Consider the following 15,780-nt stretch of genomic DNA (forward strand, 5'->3'; position numbering starts at 1 on the left):
GGGGCGCCTGATGCCGATCGATCCTTCCGTCGCCGTCGGGGCGGAGCTGCCCGAGGTCAAGTTCTCCTGGACCGAGTCGGACGTGCTGCTCTACCACCTGGCGCTTGGGGCGACGGAGCTCCGGTACGTCTACGAACAGGGCCTGCGGGTGCTGCCGACCTTCGGCGTCGTCGCGCCCCGCTTCCACGAGACCGCCGCGCCGGTCGTGTCGTTCCCCGGAGTCGACATCGATCTGGCTCGGGTCCTGCACGGCACGCAGGAGATCACCGTGCACGCTCCCCTGCCCGCGTCGGGCGAGGCCTTGCTGCGGACCCGGATCGCGGACGTGTGGGATAAGGGCAAGGCCGCGGTGATCGTGCAGGAGGCCACCGCCGTGACGCCGGACGGGACCGCGTTGTTCACGACCCGGTCCAGCATCTTCGCCCGTGGTGAGGGCGGGTTCGGTGGCGATCGCGGACCTTCCGGCAAGGTCGAGGTGCCGCAACGCGAGCCGGACTTCGTGATCGAGACTCCCACGCTGCCGCAACAGGCTTACCTCTACCGGCTTTGTGGTGACCGGAACCCGTTGCACGCCGACCCCGAGTTCGCTGTCCGCGCAGGGTTCGACGCGCCGATCCTGCACGGGCTGTGCACGTACGGTGTGGTGTGTCGCGCGGTGATCGACGCCGTGCTGGACGGGCCGGAGCAGGTGTTGTCGTTCGGCGCGAAGTTCGCCGGCGTGGTGTTCCCCGGCGAGACGCTGACGACACGGGTGTGGCGGGACGGGCCCCGGCTCGTGGTGCTGACCTCCGCCGGGGACCGTCCCGTGCTCGCTGACGCCGTCCTAACCCTGACCGAGGACTAGGCCGCTGGTCGGGACGCCGGTGCCGGCGGTGACCAGGACGTGCTCGACGCCTCCGACCTGGTTCACCGCGGTGCCGCGGATCTGGCGCACGCCTTCGGCGATGCCGTTCATGCCGTGCAGGTAGGCCTCGCCGAGCTGCCCGCCGTGCGGGTTGAGCGGCAGCGTCCCGTCGAGCTCGAGCGCGCCGGACGCGACGAAGTCCTTGGCCTCTCCCCTGCCGCAGAAGCCCAGTTCCTCGAGCTGGACCAGGACGAACGGGGTGAAGTGGTCGTAGAGCACAGCGACGTCCACATCGGACGGACCTATGCCCGACTTCTCCCACAACCCTCTCGCCACCACGCCCATCTCGGGCAGCCTGGTCAGGTCGTCGCGGTAGTAGCTCGTCATGGTGAACTGGTCGACGCTGCTGCCCTGGGTCGCCGCCTTCACGTGCGCGGGCTTCTGCGGGAGGTCACGCGCTCGTTCCTGTGACGTCACCACGAGCGCGACCCCGCCGTCGCTCTCCTGGCAGCAGTCGAGGAGCCGCAGCGGTTCGGCGATCCAGCGCGACGACTGGTGGTCGTCCAGCGTGATCGGCCGGTCGTGGAACCACGCGTGCGGGTTCGTGGCGGCGTGCTTGCGGTCGATCACCGCGATCCGCCCGAAGTCCTCGCTGGTGGCGCCGTACTCGTGCATGTACCGGCGGGCGAACATGGCGACCATCGCCGCCGGCGTGCCCAGGCCCATCGGGTAGGACCAGCTGTTGTCGATGTTGGCCGCGGCCGCCGTCTGCACCTGCCCGAACCGGTGCCCGGAGCGTTCGTTGAAGGCCCGATAGCAGACGACGACCTTCGCCGCGCCGGTCTCGACGGCCATCGCGGCCTGCTGCACGGTCGCGCACGCCGCCCCGCCGCCGTAGTGCACGCGACTGAAGAACGTCAGCTCCGGTATGCCCAGTTCGCGCGCGACCGCGATCTCGGCGTTGGTGTCCATGGTGAAGCTGACGAGCCCGTCCACATCGGACGGTTCGAGCCCGGCGTCCGCCAGTGCCGCCCGCACCGCCTCGGCGGCCAGCTGGAGCTCGCTACGACCGGAGTCCTTGGAGAAGTCGGTCGCGCCGATCCCCACGATCGCGGCGTTCACGCGGGCACCTCGATCTTCACGGTTCCGGTGACGTGGTCGCCGTGCGCGGTGCGGCCGACGACCTCGATGGTCAGGTCCTGCTGCTCGCGTTCGACGACCTGGCCGAAGAACTTCAACGTGTCGTAGGCGAAGCAGGGCGCGCCGAGGCGGATGTTCACCTGGCGGACGAGCGCGTGCGGGCCGGCCCAGTCCGTGACGTAGCGCTGCACCAGGCCGGTCGTGGTGAGGATGTTGATGAAGATGTCCTTCGAACCGCGCTGGATCGCCAGGTCTCGGTCGTGGTGCACGTCCTGGAAGTCGCGGGTGGCCAGCGCGGTGCTGATCACGAACGTCGGCGTGGCCTCGACGTGCCACTCTGGCAGGGAATCACCGATCCGCACGGGGCCTCCAGCTGGGCATCGTCAACTCGTCGTCGACCTCGGTGAACACGACCTCGACCCGTTGCCCGACACTGGGCTCGCCGTCGAACTCGCCGAGCATCCGCACGCCCTCGTCGAGTTCGACCAGGGCGATGACGAACGGGGTCTGCTTGCCCGGCACCTGCGGGTGGTGGTGCACGACGTAGCTGTAGATCACGCCGTGGCCCTCCGAGACGAGGTACTTCGGTTTGGTGGCACCGCATTCCGGGCACATCGGGCCCGGAGGGTGGCGCAGGAGGCCGCAGCCGCCGCAGCGTTGGATGCGCAGCTCCCCCAGCCGGGTGCCTTCCCAGAAGTACTCGGTGTCGCGGTTGACGGACGGCCGGATCGCCTGGGCCTTCGGGGTTTCCTCGACCGGCTCGGGTTTCTGGGCGGGTTTCTGCGCGGGCCTGAACTTCAGCACCCGGAACCGCATCTCCGCCACGGCCTCGTCGCCGACCCACCACGTGCTGCGGGTCGTGACGAACCAGCCCTCGCCCAGTCCCGTCCGCTTCGGCCCGGTCACGTCCTCCAGGCTCGTCGTCACCGAGAGCTGCTCGCCGAGCCTCAGGTACCGGTGGTAGGTCTGGTCGCTGTTGGTCGCGACCACCGAGGTGTACCCGGCCTCGTCGAGGATGCCCATCATCTGGCCGAGCGGGTCGTCGAGCGTCCGTTGCCCGTGCAGCCCCGCCATCGTCCACACCTGGACCATCGCGGGTGGTGCGACCTCGGTGTAGCCGGGGTGCTGGTCGCCGATGGCCTCCAGCCAGTTGTTGATCATCGGCAGGTTGATCGGATCGCGTGCCAGCCTTGGCGCCGACTCGCCCTGCTCGGCGATGCGGGCGGCCTCCTTCTCGACGTCGATCATCGCACCACCCGCGGTAGGCCGAGCCCGATGTTCGCGATCAGTTCGCGCTGGATCTCCTGCACGCCACCGCCGAAGGTCAGCACGAGGTTGCGGCGGGCCTGGACGTCCAGCCACCGCACCAGTTCCCCGGGCGCGCCGTGCCGTCCGACCAGCTCTTCCAGCAACCGGCCGACGCGCTGGGTCCGGTCGGCGGCGAACACCTTGGTGGCGCTCGCGTCCGCTACCTCCAGCTCACCGCCGGCGACCTGCCAGTTCAGCAGCTCGTTCACCCGGTGCACGGCTCGTGCCTCGGCCAGCGCCCGCCGCACGTCCGGTTCGTCGAGGAGCCCGCGTTCGGAAGCCCAGCCGTGGACCCGTTCCACCAGCGCGCCGATCCGGCCGGACGGGCCGAGCATCACGCGCTCGTGGTTGAGCTGGGTGGTGATCAACCGCCAGCCCCTGTCCTCCTCGCCGACCCGGCGGGTCACGGGCACGCGGACGTCGTTGTAGTAGGTGGCGTTGACGTGGTGGGCTCCGTCGCAGGTGATGATCGGCGTCCACGAGTAGCCGGGGTCGGTGGTGTCGACGATCAGGATCGTGATGCCCTTGTGCCGCGAGTCGGGCGCTCCGGTGCGGCAGGCCAGCCACACGTAGTCCGCGTCGTGGCCGCCCGTCGTGAACGTCTTCTGCCCGTTGACGACGTAGTGGTCGTCGTCGCGGACGGCTTTGGTGCGCAACGCGGCCAGGTCGGTGCCCGCGTCGGGTTCGGTGTAACCGATGGCGAAGTGCAGGTCGCCGCTGAGGATCTTGGGCAGGAAGAAGTCCTTCTGCTCCTGCGTTCCGAACGACTGCAGCGTCGGTCCGACGGTCTGCAGCGTCACGTACGGCAGCGGCACGTCGGCGCGCGCGGCCTCGTTGACGAAGATCTGCTGCTCGACGGCCCCGAAGCCCAGGCCCCCGTACTCCTCCGGCCAGCCGACGCCCAGCCTGCCGTCCCTGCCGAGTCGTTTGACCAGCTCGCGGTAGGTCGCGCCGTGCCGTTCGGTCAGCATGGCCGCGCGTTCGGCCTCGGACATGACGGTCGCGAAGTACTCGCGGAGCTCGTCGCGCAGCTTGCGCTGCTCGGCGGTGAGGTCAATGAACATCGATGGCCCCCAAGCGGTGCTCCACTCCGCCGACGAACGTCGTCAGCTCCTTGGCCATGCCGTAGTAGCGGTGCATCGGGTAGGTGATGTCGAGCCCGAGGCCGCCGTGCAGGTGGTGGCAGGTGTGCACGGCGGGCAGGGCCTCGGCCGCGAGCCAGTAGGCGGCGGTGTCGAGGTCGTTGTCGTCGAGGCTCCAGCTCGCGGTCAGCGCGGCCAGGTGCAGGGTCCGCGACGCGATGTAGACGTCCGCGACCAGTGCTGCGGCGATCTGGAAGGTGGCCAGCGGTTTGCCGAACTGGTGCCGGGTGCCGACGTGCTTCACCGTGAGGTCGAGGGCTCCGGCCAGGACGCCGTCCGCCACCGCGCAGGCTCCGGCGAGGGCGAACCGGCGGATGTCCTGCTCCGCGCCTTCCAGCAGTTCGCCTCGGGCGCCCTCGAGGTGCACGGTTCCGTCCGAAATGGACACGCCGGGTTGCGCGGGATCGACGACGAAGACGCCGGCGTCCGTGCTGACGAGGATCCTGGAGGCCTCGGCCGCGTACGGCACGTTGATCTTCGTGCCGAAGATGCCGTCCTGGCCGGCTCTCGTCCCAGGCGATGAGGGAAGGGGCTGGGACGGTTCGCTCAACGCCGCCGTCAGCACCTCGTGCTGCTCGGTCACCAACGGCAGCAAGGCGTCCTGCTGCGCCGGTGTCCCGTGCCGCACGATCGGCAGCACGCCCAGCGCGAGCGTGGCCAGCGCCGGAACGTCCACCGCCCGCCGGCCGACCTCGGTCAGCAGCACGGCCGTCTCCAGCACGCCGAGCCCGTCACCGCCGAGCCGTTGCGGAACGGCCAGCGCCAGCAGTCCCGCCTCCCCCAGCGCCTTCCAGGGGGTGTCGCTCTCCCTGCCCAGCACGCCGGCCGCCAGAGCGGCGATCTCCCGCTGGGTCTCGTCGAGCTGGAAATCCATCTAGGGCTCCCTCGGTAAGCCGAGAATCCGCTCGCCTGCCAGGTTCATCAACACTTGTGTCGTGCCACCAGCGATGCTCAGACAACGGCTGAGCAGGAACTCGTGCATCTCGCCGCTGTCCGCCGCGGCGTCCGGCCCGAGCAGGTCGACCGCGAACTCGGCGACGTCCTGCCGTTGCCGCACCCCGACGAGCTTGCGCACGCTCGACTCCGCACCCGGTTCCTGCCCGCCCAGCACCCGCAGGCTCGCCCGCAGGTCCAGCACCGACACCGCGAGTCCCTGCGCCACCAACGCACCCAGCCGTTCCGCGTGGTCGTGAGCGGCCGGCGACCTCAGGACGTTCTCCAGGGGCTCGCCGAGCGACGAGCCCATCGCCACGCGCTCGTTGGCCAGCGTCGTGCGCGCGAGCCGCCAGCCGTCGTTCACGGCGCCGACCACGCAGTCGTCCGGCACGAACACGTCGTCGAGGAACACCTCGTTGAACCGCGCGTCGCCGGTGATCTCCCGCAGCGGCCGCACGTCGACGCCCTCGGAGCGCATGTCGACCAGGAAGTAGGTGATGCCCTTGTGCTTCGGCACGCTCGTGTCCGTGCGGGCCAGGCAGATCGCCCAGTCGGCCTGGTGCGCGAGCGACGTCCACACCTTCTGCCCGGTGAGCTTCCAGCCGCCGTCGGCCTTCACGGCCTTCGTGCGCAACGACGCCAGGTCCGAGCCGGCCTCGGGTTCGCTGAACAGTTGGCACCAGGTCAGCTCCCCGCGCAACGTCGGCCGCACGAACCGCTCCTGCTGCTCCGGCGTCCCGTGGCGCAGGATCGTCGGCCCCGCCCAGCCGCCGATGATCAGGTCCGGCCTGCGCACCCCGGCCCGCGCGAACTCGCTGTCGACCACCACCTGCCGCGCGGGATCGGCGTCCTGCCCGTACGGCTTCGGCCAGTGCGGCACCAGGAACCCGCTGTCCGCCAGCCGTTGCCGCTGAGCGGCGGCGTCGAGCCCGGAGATCTCCTCCGCGAACGCCCGCACGTCCGCATCGGACTCGACCTGCACGGACAGCGACCGGCGCTCCCCCGCCAGTGCCAACTGCGCGACCCGCCGCCGCCAGAACGCCACACCACCCGCGAGTTGCTGCAACGCCAACGCCCTCCGCAGGTAGCGGTGCGCGTCGTGCTCCCAGGTGAACCCGATGCCACCGAGCACCTGGATGCAGTCCTTGGCGTTGCGGACCGCCGCGTCGAACGCGACAGCGCCCGCCACCGCCGCGGCCAGCGGATGTTCGTCTTCACCGACGGACCGAGCGGCGTCCCACGCGACCGACGACGCCTGCTCCGCCCTGCACAGCATCTCCACGCACAGGTGCTTCACGGCCTGGAACGACCCGATGACACGCCCGAACTGCTGACGCTGTTTCGCGTACTCCACAGCGGTGTTCAGGCACCACGCGGCCACCCCGCTCGCCTCGGCGGCCATCAACGTCACCGCGAGGTCGGTCGGATCCGCCACCGCCTCCCCCGGCCCGTTGACCGCGACCGAGCCGAGCGAACGTGAGTGGTCCACGGCTTCGAGGGGTGTGACGGTCACCTGCGAGGTCGGGACGAGCATCCAGCTGTCCGTTCTGACCAGCAGGTGCGTCGCTTCGGCGGCACCGACCACATGCTGCGACGTGAACCCGAACCCGGCGATCCCGTCGAAACCGGGGAACAGCACCGACACCAGCGCCGTGGGCAGCAACGGCCCCGGCACCAGGTTCTCGGCCGCCCGCTCCAGCATCACCGCGAGATCGGCGACCGTGCCGCCCTCCCGCGTCACCTCGAAGAACCCGACCCTGACGAGATCTGCCCACTCGGTCTTGGCGGCGTCCACGCTGTCGCGGAGCGCTCGTTGTTCCCCGGTCGTGGCGATCGGCATGCGGCCTCCTCCAGTACATGAAGAAGTTTATAGAACGTGTTCTATTTCCGGCAACAGATCATGGCTGCGAAACCGATCGAGTATGATGCGAAGGCAGCTGCAACACGTTCCAGGAGGATCATCTCCGTGTCACCTTCGAAGTCGCGCACGGACGCGCTCATGGCGGGCGACGAGCTCAGCTCCGCCGCCCAGCGCGAGCGTCGCAAGCGCATCGTCGACGCGACCATCGCGCTGGCGTCCAAGGGCGGGTTCGACGCCGTCCAGATGCGCGCCGTGGCCGACCGGGCGGACGTCGCACTGGGCACGTTGTACCGCTACTTCCCCTCGAAGGTCCACCTGCTCGTCTCGAGCCTCGCCGTGGAACTCGAGCGCGCCCAGGAGAAGATGGACCGCACCACGGTCCCCGGCGACAGCCCCTACGAGCGAGTCCTGTTCGTCCTGGGCCGCATCACCAGGGGCCTGCAGCGCAACCCGCACCTCACCGAGGCGATGACCCGCGCCTTCACCTTCGCCGACGCCTCTGCGGGCGCCGAGATCGACAGGGTCTCGCTGCTCATGGAGAGCATGTTCACCAAGGCCATGAGCGACGACGCCCCGACCGACGAGCAGAAGGCCATCGCCCGCGTCATCGGCGACGTGTGGCTGTCGAACCTCGTCGCCTGGGTCACGCGCCGCGCCACCGCGACGGACGTCGCGAACCGACTCGAACTCACGGTGCGCCTGCTGCTGAAGTCCTAGGATCGAGGGCATGGGTCTGCACGGCGACGCCGCCTTCCGGTTCCTCGTTCCCGACGCGCCCCCGTACCGGCGCACGGACGGCGATCGTGTCCCGTCGCTCGCCCCGTCCCGCATCGGCGTGCTGAACCAGCTGCGCACCACCCCCGGCATCGCCCGGCCCAGCCTCGTCTCCTCCTGGTCAGGCTCGATCGACCGGCTGTTGCTCGCGTTCCCGTCCTACGGCGTGCACACCCCGGAACTGGCAGCGGGCTACCGCTCGGTGATCGGCGCGATGCGTCCGGGCACGGAGTTCGTCGTGGTGCACCACGAGAGCGACCGCTCGACCGTCGAGGGCTGGTTCACCGAGGCCGGGCACATCGCCCAGTACGTCCCGATGCCCGACTACGTGGACTTCACGGACTGGGCAGAGGACGGCTACCTCGCGCTCACCGACCAGGGCGAGGCGGGGACATACCTGCTGGAGCCGTGGTCGTTCCCCCGCTCCGGCGACTCGCTGATCGCGGACGCCGTCGAGGAGTTCGGCCCGGTCCGCGCCACCCAGGCGCCGCTGGTGTTCCAGGGCGGCAACTGCCTGATCGGCGACGACTTCTGGCTGCTCGGCACCGACTACTTCCTCGACACCCTGGAACTCGTCCAGAGCGGTGAGCTGCCGATCTCCGTGCCACCGGGCCGGACGGCGGTCGAGTTCGTCCGCGAGCTGTTCACCAGGCACGTCGACAGCGACCGCGAACTGGTCCTGGTCGGCACGAAACGCCCGTTGGGCCTGAAGGCGTACTACGCGACGGTGGAGGCCGGCGAGTACCACCTGGACATCCCGGGCGGAGGCGTCGGCGACGTCCAGCCGATCTTCCACATCGACATGTTCGTCACCCTGGTCGGTCCGGTCGACGGGCGCTTCCGCGTCCTGGTGGGCAACCCCGCGCTCGCGGACACCGTCCTCGGCACCAAGTCGCCGTTCAGCCTGCAGAACGCCTACGACGAGATCGCGGCGGACTTCGAGGCACGTGGCTTCGACGTCGTGCGCAATCCGCTCGTGCACCGGCCCCACATCTCCCAGCAGCTCACCTTCGCGGCGCTGCGCGCGTTCGCCGACACTCCCGACGGCGCCGAACTGCGCGAGGTGATCGGCGAGTTCGCAGCGGCGGGCGCGGTCGCCGACACCACGATCAACGTCAGGCCGTGGCACCACATCACCTGGAACAACTGCTTGGTGGAGAACAGCGCCGACAAGGGCAAGAACGTCTACCTGCCCACGTTCGGCCACGGTGAGAACGCCGACCTCGCCGCGATCGACGCCGAGATGGAGCGCCTGTGGTCCAGCATGGGCTTCACGGTGCACCGGCTCGCCGACTTCAACGCCTTCGCGAGCAGGCAGGGCGTGGTCCACTGCATCAAGAAGTACCTCGAACGCGGCGAGTAGTCCCTCGGAAGGACCCGCGAGTCACACCACCGAACGATGCCCGCGCACCGCGAGCACCCCTAACGTCTGTCCTATGAAGACGACACTCATCGTCCTCGTCGTGCTGGCCGCGATCGGCACCGGCACCGCGGTGCTGGTGAACCACTTCGGCGGCTGGAACACGCTGACAGGCAAGGCGTGGGCCATCACCTACGAGGTGAAGGCCCAGCCCGCCGAGACGGCCGTCGACGTGACGTTCCTGCAGTCGCCCTCCCGCTACCGCAAGGAGGCACCGCAGTCCGCGACCGTCTCGACGCCGCTGCCGTGGTCGTTCGAGGTCGTCATCGGTGCCGGTGAGAAGGCCCGGGTCTCGGCCACGCCCCTGGGGGATCAGGTGCTGTCGTGCAGGATCCTGCTGGACGGGGTGAAGGAACTGGCGACGGCAACCGGGAAGCCCGGCGAGGAGGTCGGCTGCGAGACGGTGACCGCCAGCTGATCAACGGCGCTCGTCCGGGGTTTCCCGGTTCCACGCAAACGTGAACGGGCGCCCCGAAGACCTCCGAGGCGCCCGCGCGGTCACACGTTGTCGGTGTGCGTGACCCCCGCGTTGCGGTAGTCCTGCACCGCCGTCTTCACCTGGGCCGGGCTCAGCACCTGGTCCTTGGCGAAGTACACGTAGTCGACCTCCTGCTGGTACGCGCGCTCAGCCGAGCTGCCCTGCAGGCCGCCCGAGATGAACCACAGGTTGAAGTTGATCGACATCGGCGTCTCCGGGTAGTACTTGTCGCCGTGGTCGGCCACGAGCACGCCGTCGATGTAGTACTTCACCCGGCCGTTGGCGACCTGGAAGACCAGGTCGTGCCAACCGTTGTAGCTGACGCGCTGCTCGTTGTGGATGTTGTCCGCGACCCAGGGCTCGTTCTGGTAGGTCTCCCAGGTGGTCTCGTACATGATGTTGCCCTGCTCGCCCCAGCCGCCGTTGGGCAGGTACTCGAAGTCGATCTCCCCGTAGTTCGGGGCCATCGGCGCGTCGAGCGGGGTGATGGTGAAGAACGTCTGCACGACGTGGTCGCCGTCGGGGCCGAAGACCGGCACGTCGCTGAACTTCACGCGCGAGGCGTAGGTGCCCTCGAAGAACTTGCGCTGGTGGAACAGCTCCGTCTGCTTCGCGGCAGAGCCGTTGTTCCACGAGTCGAGGCGCAGGACCTTCTGGCCGTCGACGGTCGGGAACGTCACGCGCGAGGCGTCCCATTCGGCGCCGGGGACGCCGGGGCCGCCACCGCCCGAGCGGACGGTCCAGCCGCGCTGGCTGATGCGCGAGTCGCTCGAGTTGTTGTAGGCGAAGTCGTCGAAGAGCTTGGGGCCGTTGGGGTTCGGTGGCGTGGAGCTGGTCGTCGTGGTCGTGGGCGGGGTGCCGCCGGGCGGGGTGCCCCACAGCAGCGTGCCGCCGCGGTGGACCGTGATCTTGTTCGACGCCGAGTAGTTGCTGTCGGCGCGGAACGAGTAGTCGTCGGTCTGGTTGATGGGGCCCCAGTTGGTGCGGTAGAAGCGCAGCTGGAGGTCACCGGAGTCGGCGCCGGGGTTGATCGTGCCGGCGCCGGAGGTGAAGCCGACCTCCAGGTAGCGGTCGGCGGGGCCGCCGGTCAGGGTGCCGAACTGGCCGGTCACGTTGCCGCAGCCGCGCACGGCCCACGAGCAGGCGAACCGGTAGCCGACGTCCGGGGTGTCGCTCTTGAAGTAGTAGCGGATCTTCACGTCGGACAGCGGGATGCTGGTGGTGCCCGAGTTGACCAGCTTGAACCACGGTTCGGCCTGGTCGGTGGTCGCGCCGGAGGCGCTGGTGCGGTACTGGGCGGTGATCGCGTCGGCGGCGAACGCGGTCGGGGCGACGGCCAGTGCGGCCACCGCCAGGGCCGCGCAGGACGCGGCTAGGAGTGCTCGCAACGTTCTCTCCTCATTTCGGCAGGGACGGACAGGGCGGCGAGCCTTTCCGAGTGGAGGCGCATCCTGGTGGTGAAGCCCTCCCACTCGGGACGCTGGGACCAGAGGGTGTCGGCCAGCGCTGCTAGACGGGGAAATGCCAGGTATTCGAGGTGGTCGCGGGAGCGGACGTGTTCGGTCCACAGCTGGCACTGGGCGCCGAGCACGCCGTCGGGCAGCGGCACGTGGTAGACGTCGCGGGTGGTGACGACGTACCCGGGCTGGCCGGGCGGTTCGTGCGGGCCGTCCGACTGCGGGTAGTCGAGGTAGGTGGAGGTGTGCGGGGTCATCACGACCGGCTGGCCGCGCTCGAGTGCCTTGGCCGCCTGGGTTTCGTCCTTCCAGGGCATGACGACGGCGCGGGTGTCGCCCGTCGGTTCCCAGGCCGCCGGGACGCGGCCGTGGTCGAGCAGGTACTTGCTCGCCTGGCGGAGGAACTGGCCGTGCACGTCCTGCGGCAGCAGGCACTCGTCGCCGCCGAGGTGGACGTGCTCGCCGGGGAAGACCTCCAGCACCTCGGCCAGCACCTCGCGGACGAACCCCAGGGCGTGCAGCCCGAACGCCGCATCGCTGATGCCCCACCGGGTCCAGACCGGCAGCGGTTCGGGAGCGACGCCGAGGTCGGGGTAGGCGGCCAGTGCGGCGCGGGCGTGGCCGGGCATCTCGATCTCCGGCATGACCCGGATCCCCCGCTCGGCGGCGAACGCCACCAGGCCTTCCAGCTCGCCGCGGGTGTAGGTGCCGCCGTGGGGGACGCCGTCGCCGTTGGTCTCGGTGCGCCACCCGCCGACGGAGGTCAGCAGCGGGTGCGCGGGCACCGGCATGCGCCAGCCCTGGTCGTCGGTCAGGTGCAGGTGCAGGACGTTGAGCTTGTGGAACGCCATCAGGTCGATGAACCGGCGGACCACGTGCACCGGCTGGAAGTGCCGGGCGACGTCGAGCATGAACCCGCGCCACGGCAGCCTGGGCACGTCGCGGATGTCGACGCCGGGCAGCACCCAGTCCACATCGGACACCCGCGATGATCTCAGCGCCTCGGCCGGGAGGAGCTGCCTGATCGTCTGGACGCCGTGCGCCAGGCCGTCCTTGGTCGCCGCGCGCAGCATGACGCCGTGTTCGTTGACGGTCAGTGCGTAACCCTCCGCGCCAAGACCGACGAGCTTGGCGTCGAGGGCGATGAGGACCTGGCCGTGGTCCGCGATCGGCAGCGGGAGTCCCGTGGCCGGCCGCAGCAGCGCGCGCAGGAGCCTGGCCGCGGGTTCGGCTCCCGGTGTGACCCGGATGCCCGTCTCGGCGTCCAGCGCGAAACCCTTGCTGCGGCGCACGATCCTGGTCGGGAGTGGGACGATCATCCCTTCACCGCCCCTCCGACGATGCCGGTGGTGACCCGGCCCTGCAGCACGATGAAGATCAGCAGCACGGGCAGCATGAACAGCGTCGACGCGGCCATGGTGGCCCCCCAGTCGGTGCCGAAGGTGTTGTTGAACGAGGACAGCCAGACCGGCAGCGTGCGGTCGTCCTGGTCCTTGATGATCAGCACGTTGGCGAAGGCGAACTCGTTCCAGGCGGTGATGAACCCGAACAGCGACGTCGCCAGCAGACCGGGCGCCAGCAGCGGGAACACGACCTTGCGGAACGCCTGCCCGCGCGTGCAGCCGTCGACCTGCGCCGCCTCTTCCAGGTCCACCGGGATGGCGGCGAGGAACCCGCGCAGCGTCACGATGGTGAACGGCAGCGTCATCATGAAGTAGACCAGCGTGAGGATCCAGAGCGTGTCGAGCATGCCGGTGTCGCGCGCGATCACGTAGATCGGGATCAGCAACGCCTCCCAGGGCGTCATCTGCGCAATGAACACCATGAGCACGAACGCCCTGCGGCCCTTCCACTGCAGGCGCGCGATCGCGAACGACGCGAGCAGCGCCACCAGCAGTGCCAGCAGAACCGCACCACCGGCGACCAGGAGGCTGTTGCGCCAGAACGAGAAGAACCCCTTCGCGGCGATCGCGGTGCCGAAGTGGTCGAACGTGATCGGGATCGGGAAGAACGTCGGTGTCGCGCTCTGGATGTCCTTGGTGGGCTTGAAGGCCGTGAGGACCATCCAGTACACGGGGAACACGGAGAGGACGAAGACGATGAGCGCCGCCGTGGTGCGCGAGATCCGGCCGATCACGTTTCCTGCTCCTGCCGGTAGAGCTGGCGGAAGTACGCCAGGAGTGCGAGCACGAGCAGCACGACCATGAGCATCGACACGGCCGCACCGAGGTCGTAGCGCTGCAACGACTGCGCGACCTGGAAGGCGTAGACCGGCAACGTCGTCGTGGCCTGCCCGGGACCGCCCTGACTGATCACCCAGATCTGCACGAACGCCTTGACGACCCAGATCACCTCCAGGCACGTGATGAGCCCGAACATGGCGCGCAGCATGGGGAACGTGATGGTGGTGAACACCCGCCACGCGCCGGCGCCGTCGATGCGCGCGGACTCGTACAGCTCCTGCGGAACGGTGATCATCGCCGCGTACAGCGACAGCGCGGCGAACGGGATCGACTGCCAGACGATCAGCGTCACGAGGATGCCGAACGTCGCCTCGCCGTCCGCGAACCACGTGTAGTCGCGGTACTCCTCGAAGCCCAGCGCCACCAGCGCCCAGTTCACGACCCCGAGCCGGGACTGGAAGAGCCACTGGAACACCGTGGTGGCCGCGATGATCGGCGTGGCCCAGGTGAGCACGAGCCCGCCCATCACCAGCAGCCGCAGCCCCTTGCCGAGCCGGACGAGCAGCAGCGCGACCAAGGTGGACAAGACCATGATCAGCACGACGTTGATCGCGGTGAACCACAGCGTCCGCTTGACCACGGCCCAGAACTCGGGGTCCGACAGCACCTTCGCGTAGTTCGCGAGCCCGACGAACTTCGCGTCGCCGCGCACGAGCTGCGGCAGCCCGAACTCCTGCAACGAGATGACCACGTTGCGGACCAGCGGGTAGAACAGCAGGTACGCGGTGGTGAGGAGCGTCGGAGCGATCAGCAGGTACGGCAGCACCGAGAACTTGCGGCGCTTCGGCGGGGCCGGTGCGGTCTTCCGCACCGGCCTCTCGGCGAGGAGCGTCATTTGCCGGAGTTGAGCGCTTGGGTGATCACCTCGTCGGCCTTCGAGGCCGCTGTCCTCGGATCCGTTCCGGTCAGGACGGCGGTCTGGAACTCCTTGATCGGGTTGCGGGCCTCGACCGCGGCCCAGTTCGGCGAGTTCGGCGTGGCATGACCGTTGGCCGCACCCTGCGCCATCGCCGCCGTGCCGGGATCACCGCCCACCGAGGACGCGAGCGACTTGCGGTTCGGCACGTAGTTCATCGCCTTCGCGAGCTCGACCTGCCACTTCTCGCCGGCGAGCGCCTTGACGACCTCGTACGCGCCGTCCTGCCTGCTCGACGCCAGCGGGATGATCAGGTCGGAGCCACCGGTGAACACCGCGCCGGGCTTGTCCGCGGTCTTGCCGGGGATCGGGAAGAAGCCGATCTTGCCCGCCAGCTCCGGGTTGGCCTTCTCCACGAGCTTCGCCGCGCCGGGCGCCGCGATGAACTGCGCGACCTTGCCGCCCGCGACGACGTCCGTCTGCTGCGGCTTGGCCTCGTCGGCGTCCTTCGGCCCGTCGCCGAGCGCCTGGAGCTGCTTGTAGAAGTCCATGCCCGCCAACGCCTCCGGCGTGTTCAGCGAGCCCTTCCAGCTGCCGCCGTCCTGCTTCGCGAGGTCGCCGCCCTCGTCCCAGACGAACCCGGACAGCGTGTACCAGTTCTGACCGGGCAGGTAGATCCCCTGCTGCTCGCCCTGGTCGAGCTTGGCGGTGGCGGCGAGCCACTCCTCGCGGGTCTTCGGCGGCGTCACTTGCGCGGCCTCGAACAGGTCCTTGCGGTAGATGACCACCCGGTTGGCCGCGTAGAACGGGACGCCGAACTGCTTGCCGTCCACCGCGCCGGGTTCGGACAGGCCGGGAATCCAGTCGTCACCCTGCAGCTCGGACTTCTTGGCCGAGAGGTCGGTGACGCCCTTGCTGGCCACGTACTGCGCGACCTGGGTGTTGCCGACCTCGATCACGTCGGGCGGATCGGTGCTGGCCAGAGCACTGGTGACCTTCTGCGTGATCCCGTTCCACTCCTGGATCTGGATCTTCAGGTCGAGGTTCGCGTGATCGCGTTCGAACTCGCTCTCGAACTTCGACACGAACTCCTCGGTGGCCGTGTCCTTCATGAGCCACACGGTGATCTCCTGCTTCTCACCCCCACCCGCGGACGTTCCGCAGGCGGACAACGTGAGAGCCAGGACGAGTAAGGCAGCGGAGCGCGACACGACTCACCTCTCGCTGGGATGTGACCAATTGGTCAGGTCCAATGGAGTGGGTAGAAAGTGGCATAGACCACTTCTCAGGTCAATCCCCTGGTTGGACGCGTGGGAGCGCT

General features: G+C 69.2%; 15 protein-coding genes. 4 read left to right on the forward strand and 11 right to left on the reverse strand.

What is annotated here, in order from left to right; genetic code table 11:
- The first annotated feature begins 10 nt into the window (after positions 1-10).
- Positions 11-844, forward strand: coding sequence for an enoyl-CoA hydratase ChsH3 (gene chsH3, locus IE307_RS01495; RefSeq protein ID WP_191295612.1), 834 nt, complete (start codon positions 11-13; stop codon positions 842-844).
- Here the strand turns inward: chsH3 and IE307_RS01500 are convergent.
- Genes IE307_RS01500 through IE307_RS01525 form a run of 6 tightly spaced genes read right to left on the reverse strand, consistent with a single transcriptional unit; the run spans position 824 to position 7,210 of the window.
- Positions 824-1,966 carry a lipid-transfer protein gene (locus IE307_RS01500; protein WP_191295613.1) on the reverse strand — a complete coding sequence of 381 codons (1,143 nt, stop codon included), beginning with the start codon at positions 1,964-1,966 and terminating at the stop codon, positions 824-826. The two genes, chsH3 and IE307_RS01500, sit on opposite strands and share 21 nt — an antisense overlap.
- On the reverse strand, positions 1,963-2,346 hold the full coding sequence (locus IE307_RS01505; protein WP_191295614.1) for a MaoC family dehydratase: 384 nt from the start codon (positions 2,344-2,346) through the stop codon (positions 1,963-1,965). Before IE307_RS01505 ends, IE307_RS01500 begins: the two co-directional genes overlap by 4 nt.
- On the reverse strand, positions 2,333-3,229 hold the full coding sequence (locus IE307_RS01510; RefSeq protein WP_229904433.1) for a Zn-ribbon domain-containing OB-fold protein: 897 nt from the start codon (positions 3,227-3,229) through the stop codon (positions 2,333-2,335). Before IE307_RS01510 ends, IE307_RS01505 begins: the two co-directional genes overlap by 14 nt.
- On the reverse strand, positions 3,229-4,356 hold the full coding sequence (locus IE307_RS01515) for an acyl-CoA dehydrogenase family protein (protein WP_191295616.1): 1,128 nt from the start codon (positions 4,354-4,356) through the stop codon (positions 3,229-3,231). Before IE307_RS01515 ends, IE307_RS01510 begins: the two co-directional genes overlap by 1 nt.
- On the reverse strand, positions 4,346-5,308 hold the full coding sequence (locus IE307_RS01520) for an acyl-CoA dehydrogenase family protein (protein ID WP_191295617.1): 963 nt from the start codon (positions 5,306-5,308) through the stop codon (positions 4,346-4,348). The genes IE307_RS01515 and IE307_RS01520 overlap by 11 nt, the downstream gene beginning before the upstream one ends.
- Positions 5,309-7,210 carry an acyl-CoA dehydrogenase family protein gene (locus IE307_RS01525; protein ID WP_191295618.1) on the reverse strand — a complete coding sequence of 634 codons (1,902 nt, stop codon included), beginning with the start codon at positions 7,208-7,210 and terminating at the stop codon, positions 5,309-5,311.
- 159 nt (positions 7,211-7,369) lie between these two features.
- Here IE307_RS01525 and kstR point away from each other — a divergent pair, with 159 nt between their 5' ends.
- The 3 genes from kstR to IE307_RS01540 all read left to right on the forward strand — a co-directional run bounded on the left by kstR (position 7,370) and on the right by IE307_RS01540 (position 9,843).
- Positions 7,370-7,948 (forward strand): cholesterol catabolism transcriptional regulator KstR, encoded by a 579-nt coding sequence (kstR, locus tag IE307_RS01530; RefSeq protein ID WP_229904434.1) that lies wholly within the window; start codon positions 7,370-7,372, stop codon positions 7,946-7,948.
- A gap of 10 nt (positions 7,949-7,958) precedes the next feature.
- Positions 7,959-9,368: a hypothetical protein gene (locus IE307_RS01535; protein ID WP_191295620.1), complete on the forward strand. Its 1,410-nt coding sequence runs from the start codon at positions 7,959-7,961 to the stop codon at positions 9,366-9,368.
- A gap of 73 nt (positions 9,369-9,441) precedes the next feature.
- On the forward strand, positions 9,442-9,843 hold the full coding sequence (locus tag IE307_RS01540; RefSeq protein ID WP_191295621.1) for a hypothetical protein: 402 nt from the start codon (positions 9,442-9,444) through the stop codon (positions 9,841-9,843).
- 80 nt (positions 9,844-9,923) lie between these two features.
- Here the strand turns inward: IE307_RS01540 and IE307_RS01545 are convergent, their stop codons facing one another.
- Genes IE307_RS01545 through IE307_RS01565 form a run of 5 tightly spaced genes read right to left on the reverse strand, consistent with a single transcriptional unit; the run spans position 9,924 to position 15,670 of the window.
- Positions 9,924-11,291 (reverse strand): cellulose binding domain-containing protein, encoded by a 1,368-nt coding sequence (locus IE307_RS01545; protein ID WP_191295622.1) that lies wholly within the window; start codon positions 11,289-11,291, stop codon positions 9,924-9,926.
- Entirely contained in the window at positions 11,276-12,679 is a 1,404-nt protein-coding gene (locus IE307_RS01550; RefSeq protein ID WP_191295623.1) for a beta-N-acetylhexosaminidase, read from the reverse strand. Before IE307_RS01550 ends, IE307_RS01545 begins: the two co-directional genes overlap by 16 nt.
- Positions 12,676-13,497 (reverse strand): carbohydrate ABC transporter permease, encoded by an 822-nt coding sequence (locus IE307_RS01555; protein WP_229904275.1) that lies wholly within the window; start codon positions 13,495-13,497, stop codon positions 12,676-12,678. The genes IE307_RS01550 and IE307_RS01555 overlap by 4 nt, the downstream gene beginning before the upstream one ends.
- Positions 13,494-14,438: a carbohydrate ABC transporter permease gene (locus tag IE307_RS01560; protein WP_191295624.1), complete on the reverse strand. Its 945-nt coding sequence runs from the start codon at positions 14,436-14,438 to the stop codon at positions 13,494-13,496. Before IE307_RS01560 ends, IE307_RS01555 begins: the two co-directional genes overlap by 4 nt.
- The gene (locus IE307_RS01565) at positions 14,435-15,670 is read right to left on the reverse strand and encodes an extracellular solute-binding protein (protein WP_229904276.1); all 1,236 of its coding nucleotides are present in this window, start codon (positions 15,668-15,670) and stop codon (positions 14,435-14,437) included. Before IE307_RS01565 ends, IE307_RS01560 begins: the two co-directional genes overlap by 4 nt.
- Positions 15,671-15,780 lie beyond the last annotated feature (110 nt).

This window comes from Lentzea cavernae (genome assembly GCF_014653695.1).
Classification (GTDB): Bacteria; Actinomycetota; Actinomycetes; order Mycobacteriales; family Pseudonocardiaceae; genus Lentzea; species Lentzea cavernae.